This window comes from Paraburkholderia sp. FW306-02-B (genome assembly GCF_058782725.1).
The window spans coordinates 1,684,692-1,700,651 of record NZ_JBYSXZ010000002.1; the positions used below are offsets into that span (position 1 = coordinate 1,684,692).

16 protein-coding genes are annotated in these 15,960 nt (G+C 62.5%); 10 read left to right on the top strand and 6 right to left on the bottom strand.

From position 1 onward, the window contains the following. The first annotated feature begins 74 nt into the window (after positions 1–74). Both AC3WOG_RS28725 and scpC read left to right on the top strand, forming a co-directional pair. The gene (locus tag AC3WOG_RS28725; protein ID WP_492581208.1) at positions 75–290 is read left to right on the top strand and encodes a hypothetical protein; all 216 of its coding nucleotides are present in this window, start codon (positions 75–77) and stop codon (positions 288–290) included. A gap of 193 nt (positions 291–483) precedes the next feature. Beyond that, positions 484–1,998: a succinyl-CoA:acetate CoA-transferase ScpC gene (gene scpC / locus AC3WOG_RS28730; RefSeq protein ID WP_492582480.1), complete on the top strand. Its 1,515-nt coding sequence runs from the start codon at positions 484–486 to the stop codon at positions 1,996–1,998. Between the two features lie 58 nt (positions 1,999–2,056). Here scpC and AC3WOG_RS28735 read toward each other — a convergent pair whose 3' ends face one another. Together AC3WOG_RS28735 and AC3WOG_RS28740 are read right to left on the bottom strand one after the other, a co-directional pair. Then, the gene (locus tag AC3WOG_RS28735) at positions 2,057–2,311 is read right to left on the bottom strand and encodes a GlsB/YeaQ/YmgE family stress response membrane protein (RefSeq protein WP_410832234.1); all 255 of its coding nucleotides are present in this window, start codon (positions 2,309–2,311) and stop codon (positions 2,057–2,059) included. A gap of 162 nt (positions 2,312–2,473) precedes the next feature. After that, a complete protein-coding gene (locus AC3WOG_RS28740; RefSeq protein ID WP_341316043.1) occupies positions 2,474–3,181 on the bottom strand; it encodes an MgtC/SapB family protein in 708 nt (235 codons plus the stop codon). A gap of 543 nt (positions 3,182–3,724) precedes the next feature. On the opposite strand from AC3WOG_RS28740, the gene AC3WOG_RS28745 reads away from it, so the two are divergent. Further along, positions 3,725–4,192 carry a hypothetical protein gene (locus AC3WOG_RS28745; RefSeq protein ID WP_492581209.1) on the top strand — a complete coding sequence of 156 codons (468 nt, stop codon included), beginning with the start codon at positions 3,725–3,727 and terminating at the stop codon, positions 4,190–4,192. 98 nt (positions 4,193–4,290) lie between these two features. On the opposite strand, the gene AC3WOG_RS28750 is transcribed toward AC3WOG_RS28745, so the two are convergent. Continuing rightward, complete coding sequence (locus tag AC3WOG_RS28750; protein ID WP_492581210.1) at positions 4,291–5,454, bottom strand: metallophosphoesterase; 1,164 nt, start codon at positions 5,452–5,454, stop codon at positions 4,291–4,293. Between the two features lie 367 nt (positions 5,455–5,821). Here AC3WOG_RS28750 and AC3WOG_RS28755 point away from each other — a divergent pair, with 367 nt between their 5' ends. Then, positions 5,822–6,151 (top strand): hypothetical protein, encoded by a 330-nt coding sequence (locus AC3WOG_RS28755; protein WP_492582481.1) that lies wholly within the window; start codon positions 5,822–5,824, stop codon positions 6,149–6,151. Between the two features lie 23 nt (positions 6,152–6,174). On the opposite strand, the gene AC3WOG_RS28760 is transcribed toward AC3WOG_RS28755, so the two are convergent. Further along, entirely contained in the window at positions 6,175–6,759 is a 585-nt protein-coding gene (locus AC3WOG_RS28760; protein ID WP_492581211.1) for a malonic semialdehyde reductase, read from the bottom strand. Between the two features lie 137 nt (positions 6,760–6,896). On the opposite strand from AC3WOG_RS28760, the gene AC3WOG_RS28765 reads away from it, so the two are divergent. The 5 genes from AC3WOG_RS28765 to yjfF all read left to right on the top strand — a co-directional run bounded on the left by AC3WOG_RS28765 (position 6,897) and on the right by yjfF (position 12,661). Next, positions 6,897–7,496, top strand: a complete 600-nt coding sequence (locus AC3WOG_RS28765; protein ID WP_492581212.1) for an alpha-ketoglutarate-dependent dioxygenase AlkB family protein — start codon at positions 6,897–6,899, stop codon at positions 7,494–7,496. Between the two features lie 274 nt (positions 7,497–7,770). Then, positions 7,771–8,757: an ABC transporter substrate-binding protein gene (locus AC3WOG_RS28770; protein ID WP_492581213.1), complete on the top strand. Its 987-nt coding sequence runs from the start codon at positions 7,771–7,773 to the stop codon at positions 8,755–8,757. 165 nt (positions 8,758–8,922) lie between these two features. Next, positions 8,923–10,533 (top strand): sugar ABC transporter ATP-binding protein, encoded by a 1,611-nt coding sequence (locus AC3WOG_RS28775; RefSeq protein ID WP_492581214.1) that lies wholly within the window; start codon positions 8,923–8,925, stop codon positions 10,531–10,533. Further along, positions 10,530–11,561 carry an ABC transporter permease gene (locus AC3WOG_RS28780; RefSeq protein WP_492581215.1) on the top strand — a complete coding sequence of 344 codons (1,032 nt, stop codon included), beginning with the start codon at positions 10,530–10,532 and terminating at the stop codon, positions 11,559–11,561. The genes AC3WOG_RS28775 and AC3WOG_RS28780 overlap by 4 nt, the downstream gene beginning before the upstream one ends. After that, positions 11,558–12,661: a galactofuranose ABC transporter, permease protein YjfF gene (gene yjfF / locus AC3WOG_RS28785; protein WP_492581216.1), complete on the top strand. Its 1,104-nt coding sequence runs from the start codon at positions 11,558–11,560 to the stop codon at positions 12,659–12,661. Before AC3WOG_RS28780 ends, yjfF begins: the two co-directional genes overlap by 4 nt. A gap of 19 nt (positions 12,662–12,680) precedes the next feature. Here yjfF and AC3WOG_RS28790 read toward each other — a convergent pair whose 3' ends face one another. Both AC3WOG_RS28790 and AC3WOG_RS28795 read right to left on the bottom strand, forming a co-directional pair. Then, positions 12,681–13,982 carry an MFS transporter gene (locus AC3WOG_RS28790; RefSeq protein WP_492581217.1) on the bottom strand — a complete coding sequence of 434 codons (1,302 nt, stop codon included), beginning with the start codon at positions 13,980–13,982 and terminating at the stop codon, positions 12,681–12,683. 72 nt (positions 13,983–14,054) lie between these two features. Beyond that, positions 14,055–14,834, bottom strand: coding sequence for a putative hydro-lyase (locus tag AC3WOG_RS28795; protein WP_492581218.1), 780 nt, complete (start codon positions 14,832–14,834; stop codon positions 14,055–14,057). Positions 14,835–15,017: 183 nt separating this feature from the next. Between AC3WOG_RS28795 and AC3WOG_RS28800 the strand changes: the two genes are divergently transcribed. Further along, positions 15,018–15,959 (top strand): LysR family transcriptional regulator, encoded by a 942-nt coding sequence (locus tag AC3WOG_RS28800; protein ID WP_492581219.1) that lies wholly within the window; start codon positions 15,018–15,020, stop codon positions 15,957–15,959. Position 15,960: the final 1 nt, after the last annotated feature.

A 15,960-nucleotide genomic window follows, 5' to 3' on the forward strand; every position in this document is an offset into this window, starting at 1 on the left:
ATAGTTTCATCACTGCCACGCAGTCCCCCAAGGGGACGTCCTACGGGGCGTAACCGTAAGTACTGGAGAATAAAATGAAAGTGTTGAAGATTGTCCTGATTGCCTGCTCTTTGTCCGCTGCCGTTGCTCACGCACAAACTGCCCCCGCCGCCCCGACGCCGCAAGTTTCGCAAGCGAATGCGCCGCGCGCCAACAGCGTCGCTGAGCAAGGCCGGACTGTTGCGCCGAAGGCCAAAGTTGAAGAATGTGTCGGTCCTGTGAGCTTCTGCAATATCTACTTCGGCAGCTAAGCAGCGTCGCGCGTAACACACGCAATACCCGCAAGACCTGTCGCGAGCGTTTGGCGCGCGACGAAACATCTGGCCGCGACGCCGTCCCATCGAGACGCCGCGGCAGGGTGCGGCAATCTGGCTACTGGGCGAAGCACACCGCAGACGTGCGCACCGGTAGACTGGGCTGGTGACTATGGAGAGACTCAGTTTCATGTACGAAGACCGGATTCGTTGTGCCGCGCTGCGCGGCAAGATCACTTCAGCGGCCGAGGCAGCGCTGCTGATTCAGGACGGCGTGCGCGTCGGCGCCAGCGGCTTTACGCGCGCGGGCGACACCAAGGCTGTCCCTGTTGCGCTCGCCGAGCGGGCGCGCCACGAAGGCAAACCGCTGCGCATTACGTTGATGACCGGCGCGTCACTTGGTCATGACGTTGACCGCATGCTGACCGAGGCGCACGTATTGGCGCGCCGTCTGCCGTTTCAAGTGGACAAGACCTTGCGCGACGCGATCAATCGCGGCGAAGTGATGTTCGTCGATCAGCATCTGTCCGAAACCGTCGAGATGCTGCGCGCGAATCAACTCGGCAAGCTCGACATCGCCATTATCGAAGCCGCCGCGATCACCGAAACCGGCGGCATTGTGCCGACCACCTCGGTTGGCAATTCGGCGAGCTTCGCGATCCTCGCGGACAAGGTCATCGTCGAAATCAATCTCGCTCAGCCGCTCGCGCTCGAAGGGCTGCACGACATCTGGATCCCGGGCCGCAGGCCGCACCGCGAACCGCTGCCTATTGTTAGTCCGCAAGACCGCGTCGGCACGCCGGCTATCGAGATTCCGCCCGAAAAAATCGCCGCGATCGTCATTACCGATATGGCGGACAGTCCGTCCACGGTGCTGCCCGCGGATACGGAGACCGTGCAGATTGCCGGCCATCTGATCGAATTTTTCCAGCACGAGGTGTCGCACGGGCGCATGCCCAAGAGCTTGCCGCCGTTGCAGGCCGGCATCGGTACGATTGCCAATGCGGTGCTCGCCGGCTTTGTCGATGCGCCGTTCGATGCATTCGAAATTTATTCAGAAGTGCTGCAGGATTCGACTTTCGACCTGATGGACGCCGGTAAGGTGACGTTCGCCTCCGGTGCGTCGATCACGCTGTCGGCCACGCGCCAGGCGCAGGTGTTCGGGGCGCTCGAGCGCTATCGCGACCGTCTCGTGTTGCGTCCGCAAGAGGTCAGCAACCATCCTGAAGTCATTCGCCGGCTCGGGCTGATCGCATTGAATACCGCGTTGGAATTCGACATCTACGGCAACGTGAATTCGACGCACGTAGGCGGCACGCACATGATGAACGGTATCGGCGGGTCGGGCGACTTTTCGCGCAATGCGTCGTGTGCGATTTTTGCGACCAAGTCGATGGCCAAGGGTGGCCGGATCTCGAGCGTCGTGCCAATGGTGCCGCATTGCGATCACAACGAACACGACGTGGATGTGGTGGTGACGGAGCAGGGGCTCGCCGATCTGCGCGGGCTTGCGCCGCGAGAACGCGCCACGCTGATCATCGAGAACTGCGTGCATCCGCTGTATCGCGATCTGCTTCGCGACTACTATCGGGACGCCTTGCAGTGGGGTGGACAAACGCCGCATCGGTTGGACCAGGCATTCGCATGGCATACGCGGCTGCGTGACACCGGCTCGATGTTGCCGGCGGGGGAAGCACTTCTTTAATTAAGGCCGGCGTCAAGTGGCATTGGCCCCTGACGCCGCACAACATCAGTTGCTACGGTCAGGTACCGCGTCGGAAGAGCCGGATAATGAACAATAGAATGACCGCGCCGATCACAGCAGTAATGATCGAGCCGATCCAGCCGCCGCCGAGCGAAATATGCAGCACACCGGCAAGCCAGCCGCCGATGAACGCGCCGACAATCCCGACGATGATATCGACGATCAGGCCGAAGCCGCCACCCTTGACGAGCACGCCAGCGAGCCAGCCGGCGATCGCGCCGATGATGAGCCATGCAATGATGCCGTGTTCCATAATTGAGACTCCATGGTTGAGTGTGAAAAATTCACGGTGACAGAGCTTAGTCGAAGGCTGTTGTGCCGTCCATATTCAGGACGTGGAATTAACATTGTCTAAATCTATTGCAAACTAAGTGTAGACGATGCGTGGAGATATGGGGGACTTGTCGACGGCCGGTCATTCCGGTGTCGGCTCTGCTTCTTTAGCGATCCAACTGACGCTGGATACGCTCTTTTCCATGCTGATGCGGCTCGCCATCTGCTCCAGTTTAGATTGATCCTTCGGATGCAGTTTCAACGTGGCTGTGACGCGAATGCGGCCCGCATCGTCTTCGACGTCTTCGCTCGTCAGGCTCTGGAACGACAGCGGTGCTGAATACATCGAATTGGACAGGGCTGTACGAATATGAATCTCGTCAGCCTCCCGGCACACTACCGTCAGCACGTACTCGCGCACCAGGTCTGCGTTCGAGACGGGCGTCGCGTTGATAGTACGGCTAACTTCGCGCAGCAGCGTGTTGGTCAGCAGTACGACCACGGTGCCGGCGAGCGCCGGGCCGTAGTGGCCTGCGCCGCACAATACGCCGACCGCCGCGGAGCACCACAAGGTCGCGGCCGTGTTGATCCCCTGAATGGAACCTTTGTCGCGCATGATCACGCCGCCGCCGAGAAAACCGACGCCGGACACGACATATGCGGCAATCTGCGTGATGCCGGCCGTGCCGGTGCCGGTCAGCACGCCGAGGGTAACGAACAGGCACGCGCCGCTGGCGACCAGCGTGATGGTGCGCAGGCCGGCACTGCGCTGCCGCATCTGCCGTTCGAGGCCGATGGCGACGCCGCAGGCGAAAGCGGCAAGGAGCCGCAAGACGAATTCAAGTGTCATCGATAAGAAAGGTTGGTGCGCGCTTCGCACATTGTGAACCCTACGCGTGACAGCAGCGCGTATCCGGACGTGGACACGCGGGCGCGATCAGGCGTGACGAGGCGCACAAGCAAAGGCTTGCGGCGCGAAATGCAGTGGAGCATCTGTACGGCATCGAGCCATGCAGCGCTTCATGGGCAGTACGAGGGGATAAACGACGTGCACCGTCTGGCCTCACGGCAAGACAGCGGCAGGCAAACTGCTGACGCGGAAATCTTGCGGATCAGGCGATCGGGCGAATCGAAGCTCGACTGCGACTACTGCTACTGTCCAAGATCGTCATTCCGGTTAAATGAACTGGGCGAATTTTAGGCAGCTCTGCAAAGTTAAGTCAAGCCGGGATGAAGTCTGGTTGCGATGTTGCTTTTTTCAACCTTTGGGAAGTTTCCGCGGCGAACCCGGATTTTTCCCTGCATAAATACGGACTCCGAATATTGACGGTGTCCGTCCCGGAAAACACACTGTCTGGATGATTCAGGACACGTCGTGCTGCACCGGTCTGGTTTGGCGCTCAATCCGCGTTTCACTTCTCACGGCTTCGCAGAACGCTCTGCGCGACGTCATCTCTTTTCCGCTGTTCACTCAATTGAGGAATATTCGGCTACCGTGCTCGACGCACAGGGCGGCGAAGCCTCGTTCAATATCGCGGATACCAGCAACCTCGCGCAGACCAAGCAGGGCGGTAAAGTTCATATCCGGATGATGCGCAATGCCATGGTCAGCATGACACGTGGTGCCGGCGGACACGGCACTGCGGCTCAATCAGCTCAGGCGAACACTGTGCATAACGTGACCGCTGAGGTTCAGGCAGTCGATCACGCCACCGGCATCATGGCCTTGACAGGTCCGAATGGCGCCGTGTTCCACATTCGGAGGCGTGAGCCGGCAAAGGTCGCTGATGTCACGCCGGGCATGCAGGTGTCGGTGGCGTACGCGCCGCAGGTGAGCGTGGCGGTGGCGCCCGCGCAGTAAGCTCATTGAGTTTGAGCGGCGCGTTTGCGCCGAGGCGCGGATGTCCTTCCCGGACATCTGCGCTGTCGTTTCAACGCACTGCCATATGACGTGGCGCTTCAGTCTGGCTCGCCGGGCACGAGGCGCAGCCGCGTGATTTCCGAGGGCGCGCCCAAGCGCTTCGGCGGCCCCCAGTAGCCGGTGCCGCGGCTCGTGTAGACCCACAGTCCGTTCAGGCGCGCGAGACCCGCTGTGAACGGCTGCTGAAAACGCACAAAGAAATTCCACGGGAAGAACTGGCCGCCGTGCGTGTGGCCGGACAACTGCAACGTGAAACCTGCTGCGGCGGCCGCTTCGGCGGACCGCGGCTGGTGGGCGAGCAGCACTTTGATCAGCACGTCGCCCGGCGCGCCGGCGAGTGCCGCAACCGGGTCGCTGCGGTGCAACGGATCATGATGACCTGCCGAGTAATCGGTCACCCCCGCAATCACGGCGCGTGCACCGTCGTGATCGACGATCACGTGCTCGTTCAGCAGAACGTTCAGACCCAGGCGCCGGAACTCGTCGATCCATGCGTTCGCACCGGCGTAGTACTCGTGATTGCCGGTCACCAGGAAGGCGCCGTGACGCGCGCTGAGCCGCCCCAGCGGCTGCGTGTGTTTGGTCAGCTGCGGCACGCTGCCGTCCACGATATCGCCGGTTACGGCGATCAGGTCAGGCTTGAGGCGATTGACCGTGTCGACGATCGCGTCCACGTAACGGCGTTTGATGGTTGGGCCGACGTGGATATCGCTGATCTGGACGATCGTGAAGCCGTCGAGCGCCGCCGGCAAATCGTCGATCGGCACCTCGATCGTCACGACCCGGGCGCGGCGCCGCGCGTTGAAGAGGCCGACCAGCGTAGAGAGCAGTGCGAGCACTGGCACGGCTGCCGCCGAGCCGGTCCGCCAGCGTGCCAGCGCGACGGTGTTCGGCCAGATTGCGTCGACGGTCAGCAGCGAAGCCAGACCAAGGTCGCGCACGAAAGTCAGCACCAGCAGCGATGAGAAGAAGCCCATCGTCAGCAAGCCGACCCACGCTAGCCGGTCGCTGAGCGGTTGCTGTTTGACCGTGCGCGCCAGCATGCCGAGCGGAATCAGAAAGATCGACAGCACCAGCCACAACGCACACAGCCACCGGCCGGCGGCATTGATCGGCAAATCGGGAATCAGGCGAAAACCGACGTAAATGTGCAGCAGAATGCCAATCAGGATGATGCGAACAAGAAACGATGAGCGGCGCATAGAGAGGATAGAGGCGGGAAGGGGCCGGCGCAGTTGGAAGACCGGCGGCGGCTCGTCAGCTCGAACCAGGAAAAACGCTGACGGCCAGATCATTCTACTGGGATGTGCTATCCCTTGCCGGCCGTGTCAAATTGGGTTCCTCGGGTGCGAACCAGGCCACCGGCGTCTCTGCCGGCGATTTCCGCAGCGCAGCATCCGTCGTACCGTATGAAGCCCTTCCAGGCGGGCCGCTCAGCGTAATTAAACGGCCTTTGAATTGTCGTTGTGCGTGGACTATTCTGAAAGAGAACCGGCTTATATCAGGGTCGTCGCGACTCAGTGGCGGTTCGGTTTATCGCCGGCAGAGGGCGGAGGCAGGAGACGCATGATGAAACTGCTGAGATCAGGCAATCAGGCACGCCACGCACATCACGCGCATCACGTCGGATATGAGGGAAGCCACGTGATGCTGCCGCTGGTCGCCATATCGCTGATGGCAGTCGGCTTGTACTACGGCGTACGCGACATCGACATTTCCGAACTGGGACGAAGTGCGTTATTCGACGTCGTGATGGTATGCGTTGCGCTCGGCATTGCCGGGTTGTTCGGCGTCGTCGGCGGGTGGTTGCGTTCCAATGGCGACGACGCCGAAGAAGGTTTTTGTTTTATCGGTGCGGTAATCGGCGTGGTGGTGTTCTACGTGGCGCTGTTCACATAAGCGCAGCGGCAGGTTCAGACTATTCAGACGATCCGCGCAGCTTCGTCGAAGGTGAAGCGCGGGCTGCGGGGAAACAGTTTCGACGCGTCGCCGTAGCCCAGATTAATCAGGAAATTCGACTTCACCGTCGTGCCGGCGAAGAAGGCTTCGTCGACCTTGGCAGCATCGAAGCCTGACATCGCGCCCGTGTCCAGGCCGAGCGCGCGGGCCGCGAGAATCAGGTAACCACCTTGCAGCGTCGAATTGCGAAAGGCGGTATCGGCGATTGCCTTGTCGTTGCCGGCAAACCAGCTGCGCGCGTCGGCGTGTGGAAACAGTCTCGGCAGATGTTCGTAGAACGCCATATCCATCCCGACGATCACCGTGACCGGGGCCGCCATCGTCTTTTCGAGGTTGCCTGCCGACAACGCTGGGCGAAGCTTCTCCTTGCCTTCCGGCGTCTTGACGTAGACGAAGCGACCGGGGCTCGAATTGGCCGACGTAGGGCCGAGCAGCACCAGTTCGGTGAGTTGCTTGAGCACGGCGTCGTCGACAGGTTCGGGCTGCCAGCCGTTATGCGTGCGCGCCTCGCGAAAGAGTTGATCGAGAGCCTGGTCCGAGAGAATCATGATGGTAGTCCGCTGAAGTGAAGAAAACCGGATGACAGCGCAAGCCGCCTGCGTGAGCGGCGCCGTCGCTGCCGCCATAATAGCCAAGGTTCTCACACGAGCACGCTGAGCGTGCGCAATCGCATTCAGGCAATCTCATGGCGGATCTTTTCGATGACCTTCCGGCACCCGACGTCGACTGGTATCCCGACTGGCTCGCGCCTGAAGCAGCGGTGCATGCGTTGGCTCACCTCATCGGCGAAGTCGAGTGGCGTCAGGACATGATAGGCACGCCCGCCGGGCGCGTGCCGCTGCCGCGGCTGACCGCCTGGCAGGGCGAGCCGGACGCGGTCTATGTCTACTCAGGCATTCGCAATGTGCCCCAACCGTGGACCCGAACAGTAGCCGAACTGAAGGCCGCCGCCGAAGCAACCTGCAACGCCCGCTTTAACAGCGTACTGATCAATCGCTATCGCAGCGGCACCGACAGCATGGGATGGCACGCGGACCGCGAGCCCGAGCTAGGCGCGCGGCCGATCATCGCCTCGATCAGCCTGGGCGCGGCGCGCACTTTCGATTTGCGGCACAACAGCACGGGTACGGTTCAGTCGTTTTCGCTGAAGGGCGGCAGCCTGCTGGTGATGAAGGGCAACACGCAGGCCGAGTGGCGGCACCGGGTGCCGAAAGAACCGGGCGTCGCCGGTGAGCGAATCAATCTGACCTTCCGTTGGGTGACGCCGCGCACGGCGAACCGTTAGACGCATCGGCCGTCGAGCACTTAAGCGCATAAAAAGCACGTGGAGGGCACGGGTTCCCGGTCGGCGCGACTCGCGCGACAGCGGCGGCCGCCCTGATGTCGGCGCCATGGTCGATACCGCGCGTTATACCGAAATTGGTATCGCCAACGTAAATCATATAATTGGACGGTTAACGCGTCAGACACTACGCTACAACACGATCCACGCTCCGAGACATGCCGGAACGGCGGGCGGTTCGATGGATCGCCTACACAACAACGATCAGGAGACAGTTATGGCGAATACACGACGCGCCGCATGTCGTGCGTTGGGCGTTCTCGCGATTTGCGCGGGCATCGGTGCGCTGACGCTGACAACGCCGGACGCTTACGCGCAAGACAAACAGATCACGCTCGGTTTCGCGCAAGTCGGCGCTGAAAGCGCATGGCGAACCGCCAACACCGAGTCGGTGAAGTCCGCGGCCGCGGACGCGAAGATCAAGCTCAAATTCTCGGACGCCCAGCAAAAGCAGGAAAACCAGATCAAGGCGATCCGCTCCTACATCGCGCAGAAGGTCGACGTGATCGCGTTCTCGCCGGTCGTTGAATCCGGTTGGGAGCCCGTGCTGCGTGAGGCCAAAGCCGCGAAGATTCCGGTGATCCTGACCGACCGCAACATCGACGTGAAAGACACCTCGCTATACGTCACGATGATCGGTTCCGACTTCATGGAAGAGGGGCGCCGTGGCGGCCATTGGCTCGCAGATCACTATAAAAACGATCAAGGCCCGATTAACATCGCTGAACTTCAGGGAACGGTCGGCTCGGCGCCTGCCAACGACCGGCATTCGGGCTTGATCGAAGTGATCAAGAGCGATCCCAAATTCAAGATCATCGCGTCGCAAAGCGGCGACTTCACGCTTGCCGGCGGCAAGCAGGTGATGGAAGCGTTTATAAAAACTTATGGAAATAAAATAAATGTAGTTTATGCGCATAACGACGATATGGCGCTCGGCGCCATCCAGGCGATGGAAGAGGCCGGCATGCATCCCGGCAAGGACATCACTGTCGTCTCGTTCGACGCGACCAAGGGCGGCTTCCAGGCGATGGCCGCGGGCAAGATGAACGTCGACGTCGAGTGCAGTCCGTTGCTGGGGCCGCAACTGATGTCGGCGGTCAAGGACGTGATGGCAGGCAAGCCGCTGCCCAAGCGCATCCTGACGGAAGAGACCGTCTTCCCGATGAGCGTCGCGGCGCAGACTCTGCCGACGCGCAAGTACTAAGGCGAAGTACTGAGCACTCCATAGGACAGAAGCAGGACAAAAGCGAAGTACAGGCAGATTGCAGGGTTTCTCCAGTGGTGCCTGACCGCCCGGCTGCTTCGGCTGCGGGCGGTCTCTTTTCCACTGACCCTGCTGAACCGAAGCACCGCCGATCGAGCGAGGTCTATGACGTATCCCGCTTCCGAACCGAATCCGCCAGCCAGCGGCGCAGTTGAAAGCGCTGGCATCGCCTCGAACGAACGCGAGCCCATACTGGCGACCACCGGGGTCAGCAAGACGTATCCAGGTGTCAAAGCGCTGCAGCGAGTCGACTTCCGGCTGTTTCCGGGCGAGATCCACACGCTGATGGGCCAGAACGGCGCTGGCAAATCCACCTTGATCAACGTGCTGACCGGCGTGGTCGCGCCTGACGCCGGCACGATCCGGCTCGGCGGCGACACCGTGGCGTTTGCATCGCCGCAGGAGGCCGAAGCAGCCGGCGTGCGCACGCTATATCAGGAAGTGAATCTGTGCCCGAACCTGTCGGTGGCAGAGAACATTTTCGCGGGCAGGCAGCCAAAGCGCTTCGGCGCGATCGACTGGCCCGACATCAAGCGGCGCGCACAATCCGCGCTCGCCCGTCTGGACGTGACGCTCGACGTCACCAAATCGCTCGATGCCTATCCCATCGCCGTGCAGCAAATGGTGGCGATCGCCAGAGCGCTTTCGGTCGATGCACGCGTGCTGATTCTCGATGAGCCGACCTCGAGTCTCGACGACAGCGAAGTCGCCCAGCTGTTCAAAATACTTCGGCATCTTAAGCAATCCGGCATCGCGATTCTGTTCGTCACGCACTTTATCGAGCAGACCTACGCCATCTCCGATCGCATTACGGTGATGCGCAATGGCGAACGCGAAGGCGAATATCTCGCGCGCGATTTGTCCGCCGATCAACTGGTCGCGAAGATGGTCGGCCACGAGCGCATGAGCGCGCGGCTACGCGAAGCGGCGCACGAAGGACACGAGGTACACGAGGTACACGAAGGGCCGGCGAGCAGGCAGGCTGTGCAGCCGTTCGTCGAACTGCGCGGTGTTGGACGGCGCGGCACGCTGCAGCCGATCGATTTCGACGTGCAGCCGGGCCAGATCCTGGGTCTCGCCGGTTTGCTCGGCTCGGGCCGCACGGAGACCGCGCGGCTGCTGTTCGGCGCGGACCGCGCCGACAGCGGCACGATCGTGATCGAAGGCCGCGCCGTGCGGCTGCGTTCGCCGCGCGATGCGGTCCGTCACGGCATCGGCTACTGCGCGGAGGATCGCAAGAAGGAGGGCATTGTCGCCGAGCTGTCGATTCGCGAGAACATCCTGCTGGCGTTGCAAGCGCGGCGTGGCTGGTTGCGCAAAATCAGCCGGAATCGCGCGCGCGAACTGGCCGACATGTGGATCGAACGGCTCGGCATCAAGGCAACGGACGCTGAACAGCCGATCGGCCTTCTCTCCGGCGGCAATCAGCAAAAGGCCTTACTGGCGCGCTGGCTCGCCACCAACCCCAAGCTGCTGATTCTCGACGAGCCCACCCGCGGCATCGACGTCGCCGCCAAGTTCGACATCATGGATCGTTTGCTGGCGCTGTGCGCGAACGGCTTGAGCATTCTGTTCATTTCGTCGGAGATCAGCGAGGTGCTGCGGGTCAGTCATCGCGTGGTGGTCTTGCGCGATCGCCGCAAGATCGCGGAGGTGGCCGGTCAAGCCTCGAACGAAGACAACATCTATCGACTCATCGCGGGGAGCGGCGAATGAAGCTATCGAACTGGTTCGTGCGCGACGGCGCGGAGCGTCCGTTGATCTGGCCGTGCGTGACGCTGGTGCTGTTGTGCGGCTTGAACCTGTGGGTGAATCCGCATTTTCTGTCACTGCGCATGCTCGACGGCCATCTGTTCGGCGCGCCGATCGACGTATTGAATCGCGCCGCGCCGCTGGTGCTCGTCGCCACCGGCATGACGCTCGTGATCGCGACTCGCGGCATCGACATTTCGGTCGGTGCGGTAGTGGCGATTGCCGGCGCCGCAGCGGCGACGATCCTGGCGACGCAGCCCGCACCGAGTGCCGGGCTGATCGCGCAAGCGTTGGTGGCGGCGTTGATCGTCGGCGTGCTGAGCGGGATGTGGAACGGGCTGCTGGTCTCGTTCGTTGGCATGCAGCCGATCATCGCAACGTTGATTCTGATGGTTGCGGGCCGTGGCGTCGCGCAATTGCTGACGGCCGGGCAGATCATTCCGATCGGCGCGCCGGGCTACCTGTTGGTCGGCGGTGGTTACTGGCTGGGCGTGCCGTGTTCGGTGTGGATCGCGAGCGCTGCCGTGCTGGCTACCGCGGTGCTCGTCGAAGGCACCGCGCTTGGGCTTTTCATCCGCGCGATCGGCGTGAATCCGGTGGCGACGCGCCTTGTCGGCTTGCGCTCGAAAGCGCTCGTGTTCGCGGTGTACGGCTTCTCGGGATTGACCGCATCGATGGCGGGCATCCTCATCAGCTCGAACGTGCGCAGTGCCGACGGCAACAACGCCGGGCTGCTGCTCGAACTCGATGCGATCCTGGCGGTGACGCTCGGCGGCACCTCGCTGCTCGGTGGCCGCTTCAGTCTCGCGGGCACCGTGCTCGGCGCGCTGATCATCCAGACGCTCACTTACACCACTTATTCGATCGGCGTGCCACCGGAAGCGACGCTCGTTGTCAAGGCGGCCGTGGTGCTTGCCGTGAGTGTGATCCAGTCGCCGTCGGCGCGAGCACTGGCCATGTCGCTTGTCACGCAGCACGGGGTGGCGCGATGAGACGGCTTCTTGAGGCGTGTGCCCATATCGTCGATCCGCGCACGCTGCCGATCGCGGTGACGATTTTGCTGTTCTGCGCGCTGTTCGGTTTCGGCTCGGTGATGTACACCGGATTTTTCTCGTGGCAAGTGCTGCTCGATTTGCTGGTCGACAACGCGTTCCTGCTGATCGTCGCGATCGGCATGACTTTTGTGATCGTGTCCGGCGGGATCGATCTGTCGGTGGGCTCGGTGGTGGCGTTGACCACGATTGTCGAAGCCGTGCTGTCCGAGCACATGCATCTGCCGGTCTGGCTGATCGTGCCGATCGTGTTGCTGATGGGCACCGTGTTCGGCGCGGTGCAGGGGGCGCTGATTCACTTCTTCCGCTTGCAGGCGTTCATCGTCACGCTGGCCGGCATGTTCTTCGCGCGCGGCCTGTGCTTCCTGATCACGACGCAGTCGATCACCATCACCGATCCGACGTTCCAGAAGATCTCGGCGTTCCGCCTCGACATCGGCATCGGTTCGGTCACGGCCAACGTGCTGATCGCATTCGTCACGCTGGTCGCGGCGATCTATGTCGCGCATTTCACGCGCTTTGGCCGCAACGTGTATGCGATCGGCGGCAATGCGCGCTCGGCGTTGCTGATGGGCTTGCCGGTCGCGCGTACGAGGATTGGCGTGTATGCGCTGAGCGGGTTCTGTTCGGCGCTAGGCGGCGCGGTGTTCACTTTCTATGTGCTGTCGGGTTATGGCCTGCAGGGGCAGGGCATGGAGCTCGACGCGATCGCGGCGACGGTAATCGGCGGCACTTTGTTGACGGGCGGCGTCGGCTATGTGATCGGCTCGCTGTTCGGTGTCGGCATTCTCGGTACGATCCAGACACTGATTACCTTCGACGGCACGCTCAGCTCGTGGTGGACCCGCATCGTGATCGGCGCGTTGCTGTGCGCGTTCTGCCTGCTGCAGCGGCTGATCGAGCGGCACGCAAAATCGGTGCGGCGGCCCGGTGGTACGGGCGCGGTCGTGACGCCTGGCCGCGAGCGTGGGCAGGGCCGTGGCGACGTGGCGGCGTCCGACTCGCATGCGATCGGACGCGCGCCGGAGCAGGCGTTGTAGTAGCGCAAGCCGCCGCGTCTCACGCGCTCAGTTGACGTCCTTTGGTTTCGGGCAACGTCAACGCGGCGAGGATCACCACGCCGTAGGCCGCCGCGGCAAACACCCCGATCGCGTGACCAAGCGTCATTGTCTGCGACACGTAACCGATCAGGAACGGAAACGTCGCGCCGACCGCCCTGCCAAAGTTGTAGCAAAACCCTTGGCCTGACCCGCGAATCCGCGTCGGAAACAGTTCAGTGAGGAACGCGCCCATGCCGGAGAAAATGCCGGATGCGCAGAAGCCGAGCGGGAAACCGAGCGCGAGCATCGACAGGTTATCGAGCGGCAGTTGCGTGTAGATCAGCGCAATCGCACACGATGCCAGCGCGAACGCGATAAACGCGCATTTGCGGCCGATTTTGTCGCTGACGTAGGCGCCCGTCAGATAGCCGCAGTACGAGCCGACGATCACCACGCCCAGATAGCTGCCGGTACCGATCACGCTCAGATGCCGCTCAGTTTTCAGATAGGTCGGCAGCCACGTGGTCACCGCGTAGTAACCGCCTTGCACGCCGGTTGCAAGAATGGATGCGCGCAGCGTGGTCCAGACAATATCGGCGCGGAAGATATCGAGCAAGGAAGTGCGCGTTTGCGTTGCCGCCTGCGCCTCTTTCTGCTGCTGGTGCACCGCCGGTTCTTCGACAAAGCGCCGGATCCAGATCACGAACGGCGCCGGCGCAATGCCGATTGCGAACAGCACACGCCACGCGTAATCGGCCGGCACGAGCGAGAACACGGCCATGAACAGCAGCGTCGACACGCCCCAGCCGATCGCCCAGCCGGCCTGCACCAGACCGACAGCCTTGCCGCGATCACGCGCACGAATCACTTCGCCGATCAATACCGCACCCGCCGTCCACTCGCCGCCGAAGCCGAGACCCATCAAGCCGCGCGCCCACAGCAATTGCGAGAAGCTCTGCGCCAGCGCGCAAGCCAGCGTGAAGATCGCGAACCACAGGATCGTGATCTGCAGGGTCTTCACCCGGCCGATGCGATCCGACAGCACGCCGGCCGCCCAGCCGCCGACGGCCGAACTCAGCAGCGTGACCGTGCCGATCAGTCCGGCGTCGCCGCGCGTGATGCCCCATGTGGCGATCAGCGTCGGAATCACGAAGCTCAGGAATTGCGTGTCCATCGCATCGAGCACGTAGCCGATCTTGCAGCTCCAGAACGCGCGTTTCTCGCTGGCGGAGATCTGCCGATACCAGGCGAACGGGTCTTTCCCTTTGCCGGGTGCTTCGTAGCGCTCGGCGTCTGCGGCTAACTGCGCTTCGGTTTCCATGCTTGAACTCCGGTCGTATGCTGTTGGCCGCGTCTTGCCGCGCGGCTCGTGGTGGGAATGAATACGCTGCGGCTAGAGAATCGCCAGCGTGGTGTTGGGTATATCGGTGACGAGCATGTGTCCCGGCTTGTGCGCGATCGCGAACGGCAGGCGCGCGCTTTCGATCGCGGCTTGCGGGGTGACGCCGCAGGCCCAGAACACCGGCAACTCGTCGCCGCGCACCTCGACCGCGTCGCCGAAGTCCGGCCGCGCCAGATCGCGAATGCCGATCAGCGAAGGATCGCCGATGTGAACCGGCGCGCCGTGCACGGCGGGAAAGCGGCTGGTGATCTGGATCGCGCGGATCGCGTCGGCGGCTTTCATCGGCCGCATCGACACCACGCGGTTGCCGCCGAATACGCCGGCCGGTACGTTGCGCTCCCGGGTGCGATACATCGGCACGTTGACCTGCTGTTCGATATGGCGCAGCGGGATGCCCTCGCGCCGCAACATTTCTTCGAACGAAAACGAGCAGCCGATCGCGAACACCACCAGATCGTCGCGCCATAGTGGGTCGAGACTGCGCACTTCTTCGACGCGTTCGCCGTGGCGGTACACGTAAAACGCGGGGACGTCGTTGCGCACGTCCAGGTCGGCGCCGAGCGCGGGCACGCGCCACTCGCCCGGTTCGCCGACGCCCAGCAACGGGCAGGCCTTCGGATTGAGCGTGCAAAAGCGCAGGAAATCGTCGGCGTATTGGCTGGGCAGGATCGCCAGGTTGGCTTGCGCATAGTCGCCGCAGTGGCCGGCAGTCGGGCCGGACAGCCGGCGGCTGCGAATCTGCTGACGAAACTCGGATGGCGTGCAGGACATGAACGGCTGGACTCCGGGTGAGCTACGGGTGACTGATGCAACCCAGATTAGTAACGACAAAAATATCCATCCAGCGAGTTTTTCTTGCGTTTCGTTAAATTAAACTTAACGCCACAGCGGCCGTTATGCCGCGATGATTGAGTGCACCTTATGGCTGTTGGGAGAGTTGGGAGAACGCATGCAATGAATACCCGCTTTGTCGAAACGTTTCTGACGCTTGCTCGTCTGGGCAGTTTTCGCGCGACCGCTGCTGCGATGCACGCGACGCCCGCCGCGATTTCGCTGCGCATCAAGACGCTCGAAGCGGAGTTAGGTGTCGAGCTGATCGAGCGCGACGCCGCGGAGTTTCAACTCACGGCGAATGGCGAACGGCTGCTCGCGCATGCCCGCTCCGTGGTGCAGGCCACGCGCTCGCTGCAACTGGCCGCGCAAGACGAAACCCAGGTGACGAAGCGGCTGCGGCTCGGCGTGATCGAAACGGTGGTGCATAGCTGGCTGCCGGACTACATACGGATGCTGAACGTCGAATACAACCGCATCGTGGTGGACCTGACGGTCGATTCGAGCGCCGCGCTGGCGCCGCGGCTGCGCGCGGGCGAACTGGATCTGGTCATCCAGGTCGAGGAGACGAGCGGCGACGATGATCCGTCGATCGTCGCGACCGTACTGGCCAGTTATCCGGTGCGCTGGATCGCGCGCAGCGACCTGATTCCGGCCAGCCGCGCGAAACATGTTCAGACGGTGTTGCACAAACCCGTGCTGACGTTCGGTCGTGGCACCGCGCCGCAAGTCGCCGTCGAAGCGATCGTGGCGGCACTTGCCAGGCGCGCCGGCGTGCCGCTCGCGGACACGCAGGTGACCTGCATGCCGTCGGTGGCGGTGATCGTGAAACTGCTGCGCGACGGCTATGGGATCGCGGCGGTGCCGGCGCTGTTCGTCGAGCCGTTTTTGCACAGCGGCGAGCTGGGGCAATTGCAGGTGCGCCCGCTGCCGCCGCCGATCACCGTCGCGATGTATTACCGCGACGATGCAGACGTGGGCGTGCTGGCGGCGTCACGCGTTGCGCGCAGCGCATGCGACCAGTATGTGAAGACGATGGGGCGGCAGTTGATCGAGCGGCGATGAT

Coding starts and splice junctions, on each gene's coding strand:
- AC3WOG_RS28735 (WP_410832234.1), bottom strand. CDS start 2,311: ATGGAACACGGCATCATTGCATGGCTCATCATCGGCGCGATCGCCGGC.
- AC3WOG_RS28750 (WP_492581210.1), bottom strand. CDS start 5,454: ATGCGCCGCTCATCGTTTCTTGTTCGCATCATCCTGATTGGCATTCTG.
- yjfF (WP_492581216.1), top strand. CDS start 11,558: ATGAGACGGCTTCTTGAGGCGTGTGCCCATATCGTCGATCCGCGCACG.
- AC3WOG_RS28725 (WP_492581208.1), top strand. CDS start 75: ATGAAAGTGTTGAAGATTGTCCTGATTGCCTGCTCTTTGTCCGCTGCC.
- AC3WOG_RS28770 (WP_492581213.1), top strand. CDS start 7,771: ATGGCGAATACACGACGCGCCGCATGTCGTGCGTTGGGCGTTCTCGCG.
- AC3WOG_RS28740 (WP_341316043.1), bottom strand. CDS start 3,181: ATGACACTTGAATTCGTCTTGCGGCTCCTTGCCGCTTTCGCCTGCGGC.
- AC3WOG_RS28800 (WP_492581219.1), top strand. CDS start 15,018: ATGAATACCCGCTTTGTCGAAACGTTTCTGACGCTTGCTCGTCTGGGC.
- scpC (WP_492582480.1), top strand. CDS start 484: ATGTACGAAGACCGGATTCGTTGTGCCGCGCTGCGCGGCAAGATCACT.
- AC3WOG_RS28765 (WP_492581212.1), top strand. CDS start 6,897: ATGGCGGATCTTTTCGATGACCTTCCGGCACCCGACGTCGACTGGTAT.
- AC3WOG_RS28760 (WP_492581211.1), bottom strand. CDS start 6,759: ATGATTCTCTCGGACCAGGCTCTCGATCAACTCTTTCGCGAGGCGCGC.
- AC3WOG_RS28780 (WP_492581215.1), top strand. CDS start 10,530: ATGAAGCTATCGAACTGGTTCGTGCGCGACGGCGCGGAGCGTCCGTTG.
- AC3WOG_RS28775 (WP_492581214.1), top strand. CDS start 8,923: ATGACGTATCCCGCTTCCGAACCGAATCCGCCAGCCAGCGGCGCAGTT.
- AC3WOG_RS28790 (WP_492581217.1), bottom strand. CDS start 13,982: ATGGAAACCGAAGCGCAGTTAGCCGCAGACGCCGAGCGCTACGAAGCA.
- AC3WOG_RS28755 (WP_492582481.1), top strand. CDS start 5,822: ATGAAACTGCTGAGATCAGGCAATCAGGCACGCCACGCACATCACGCG.
- AC3WOG_RS28795 (WP_492581218.1), bottom strand. CDS start 14,834: ATGTCCTGCACGCCATCCGAGTTTCGTCAGCAGATTCGCAGCCGCCGG.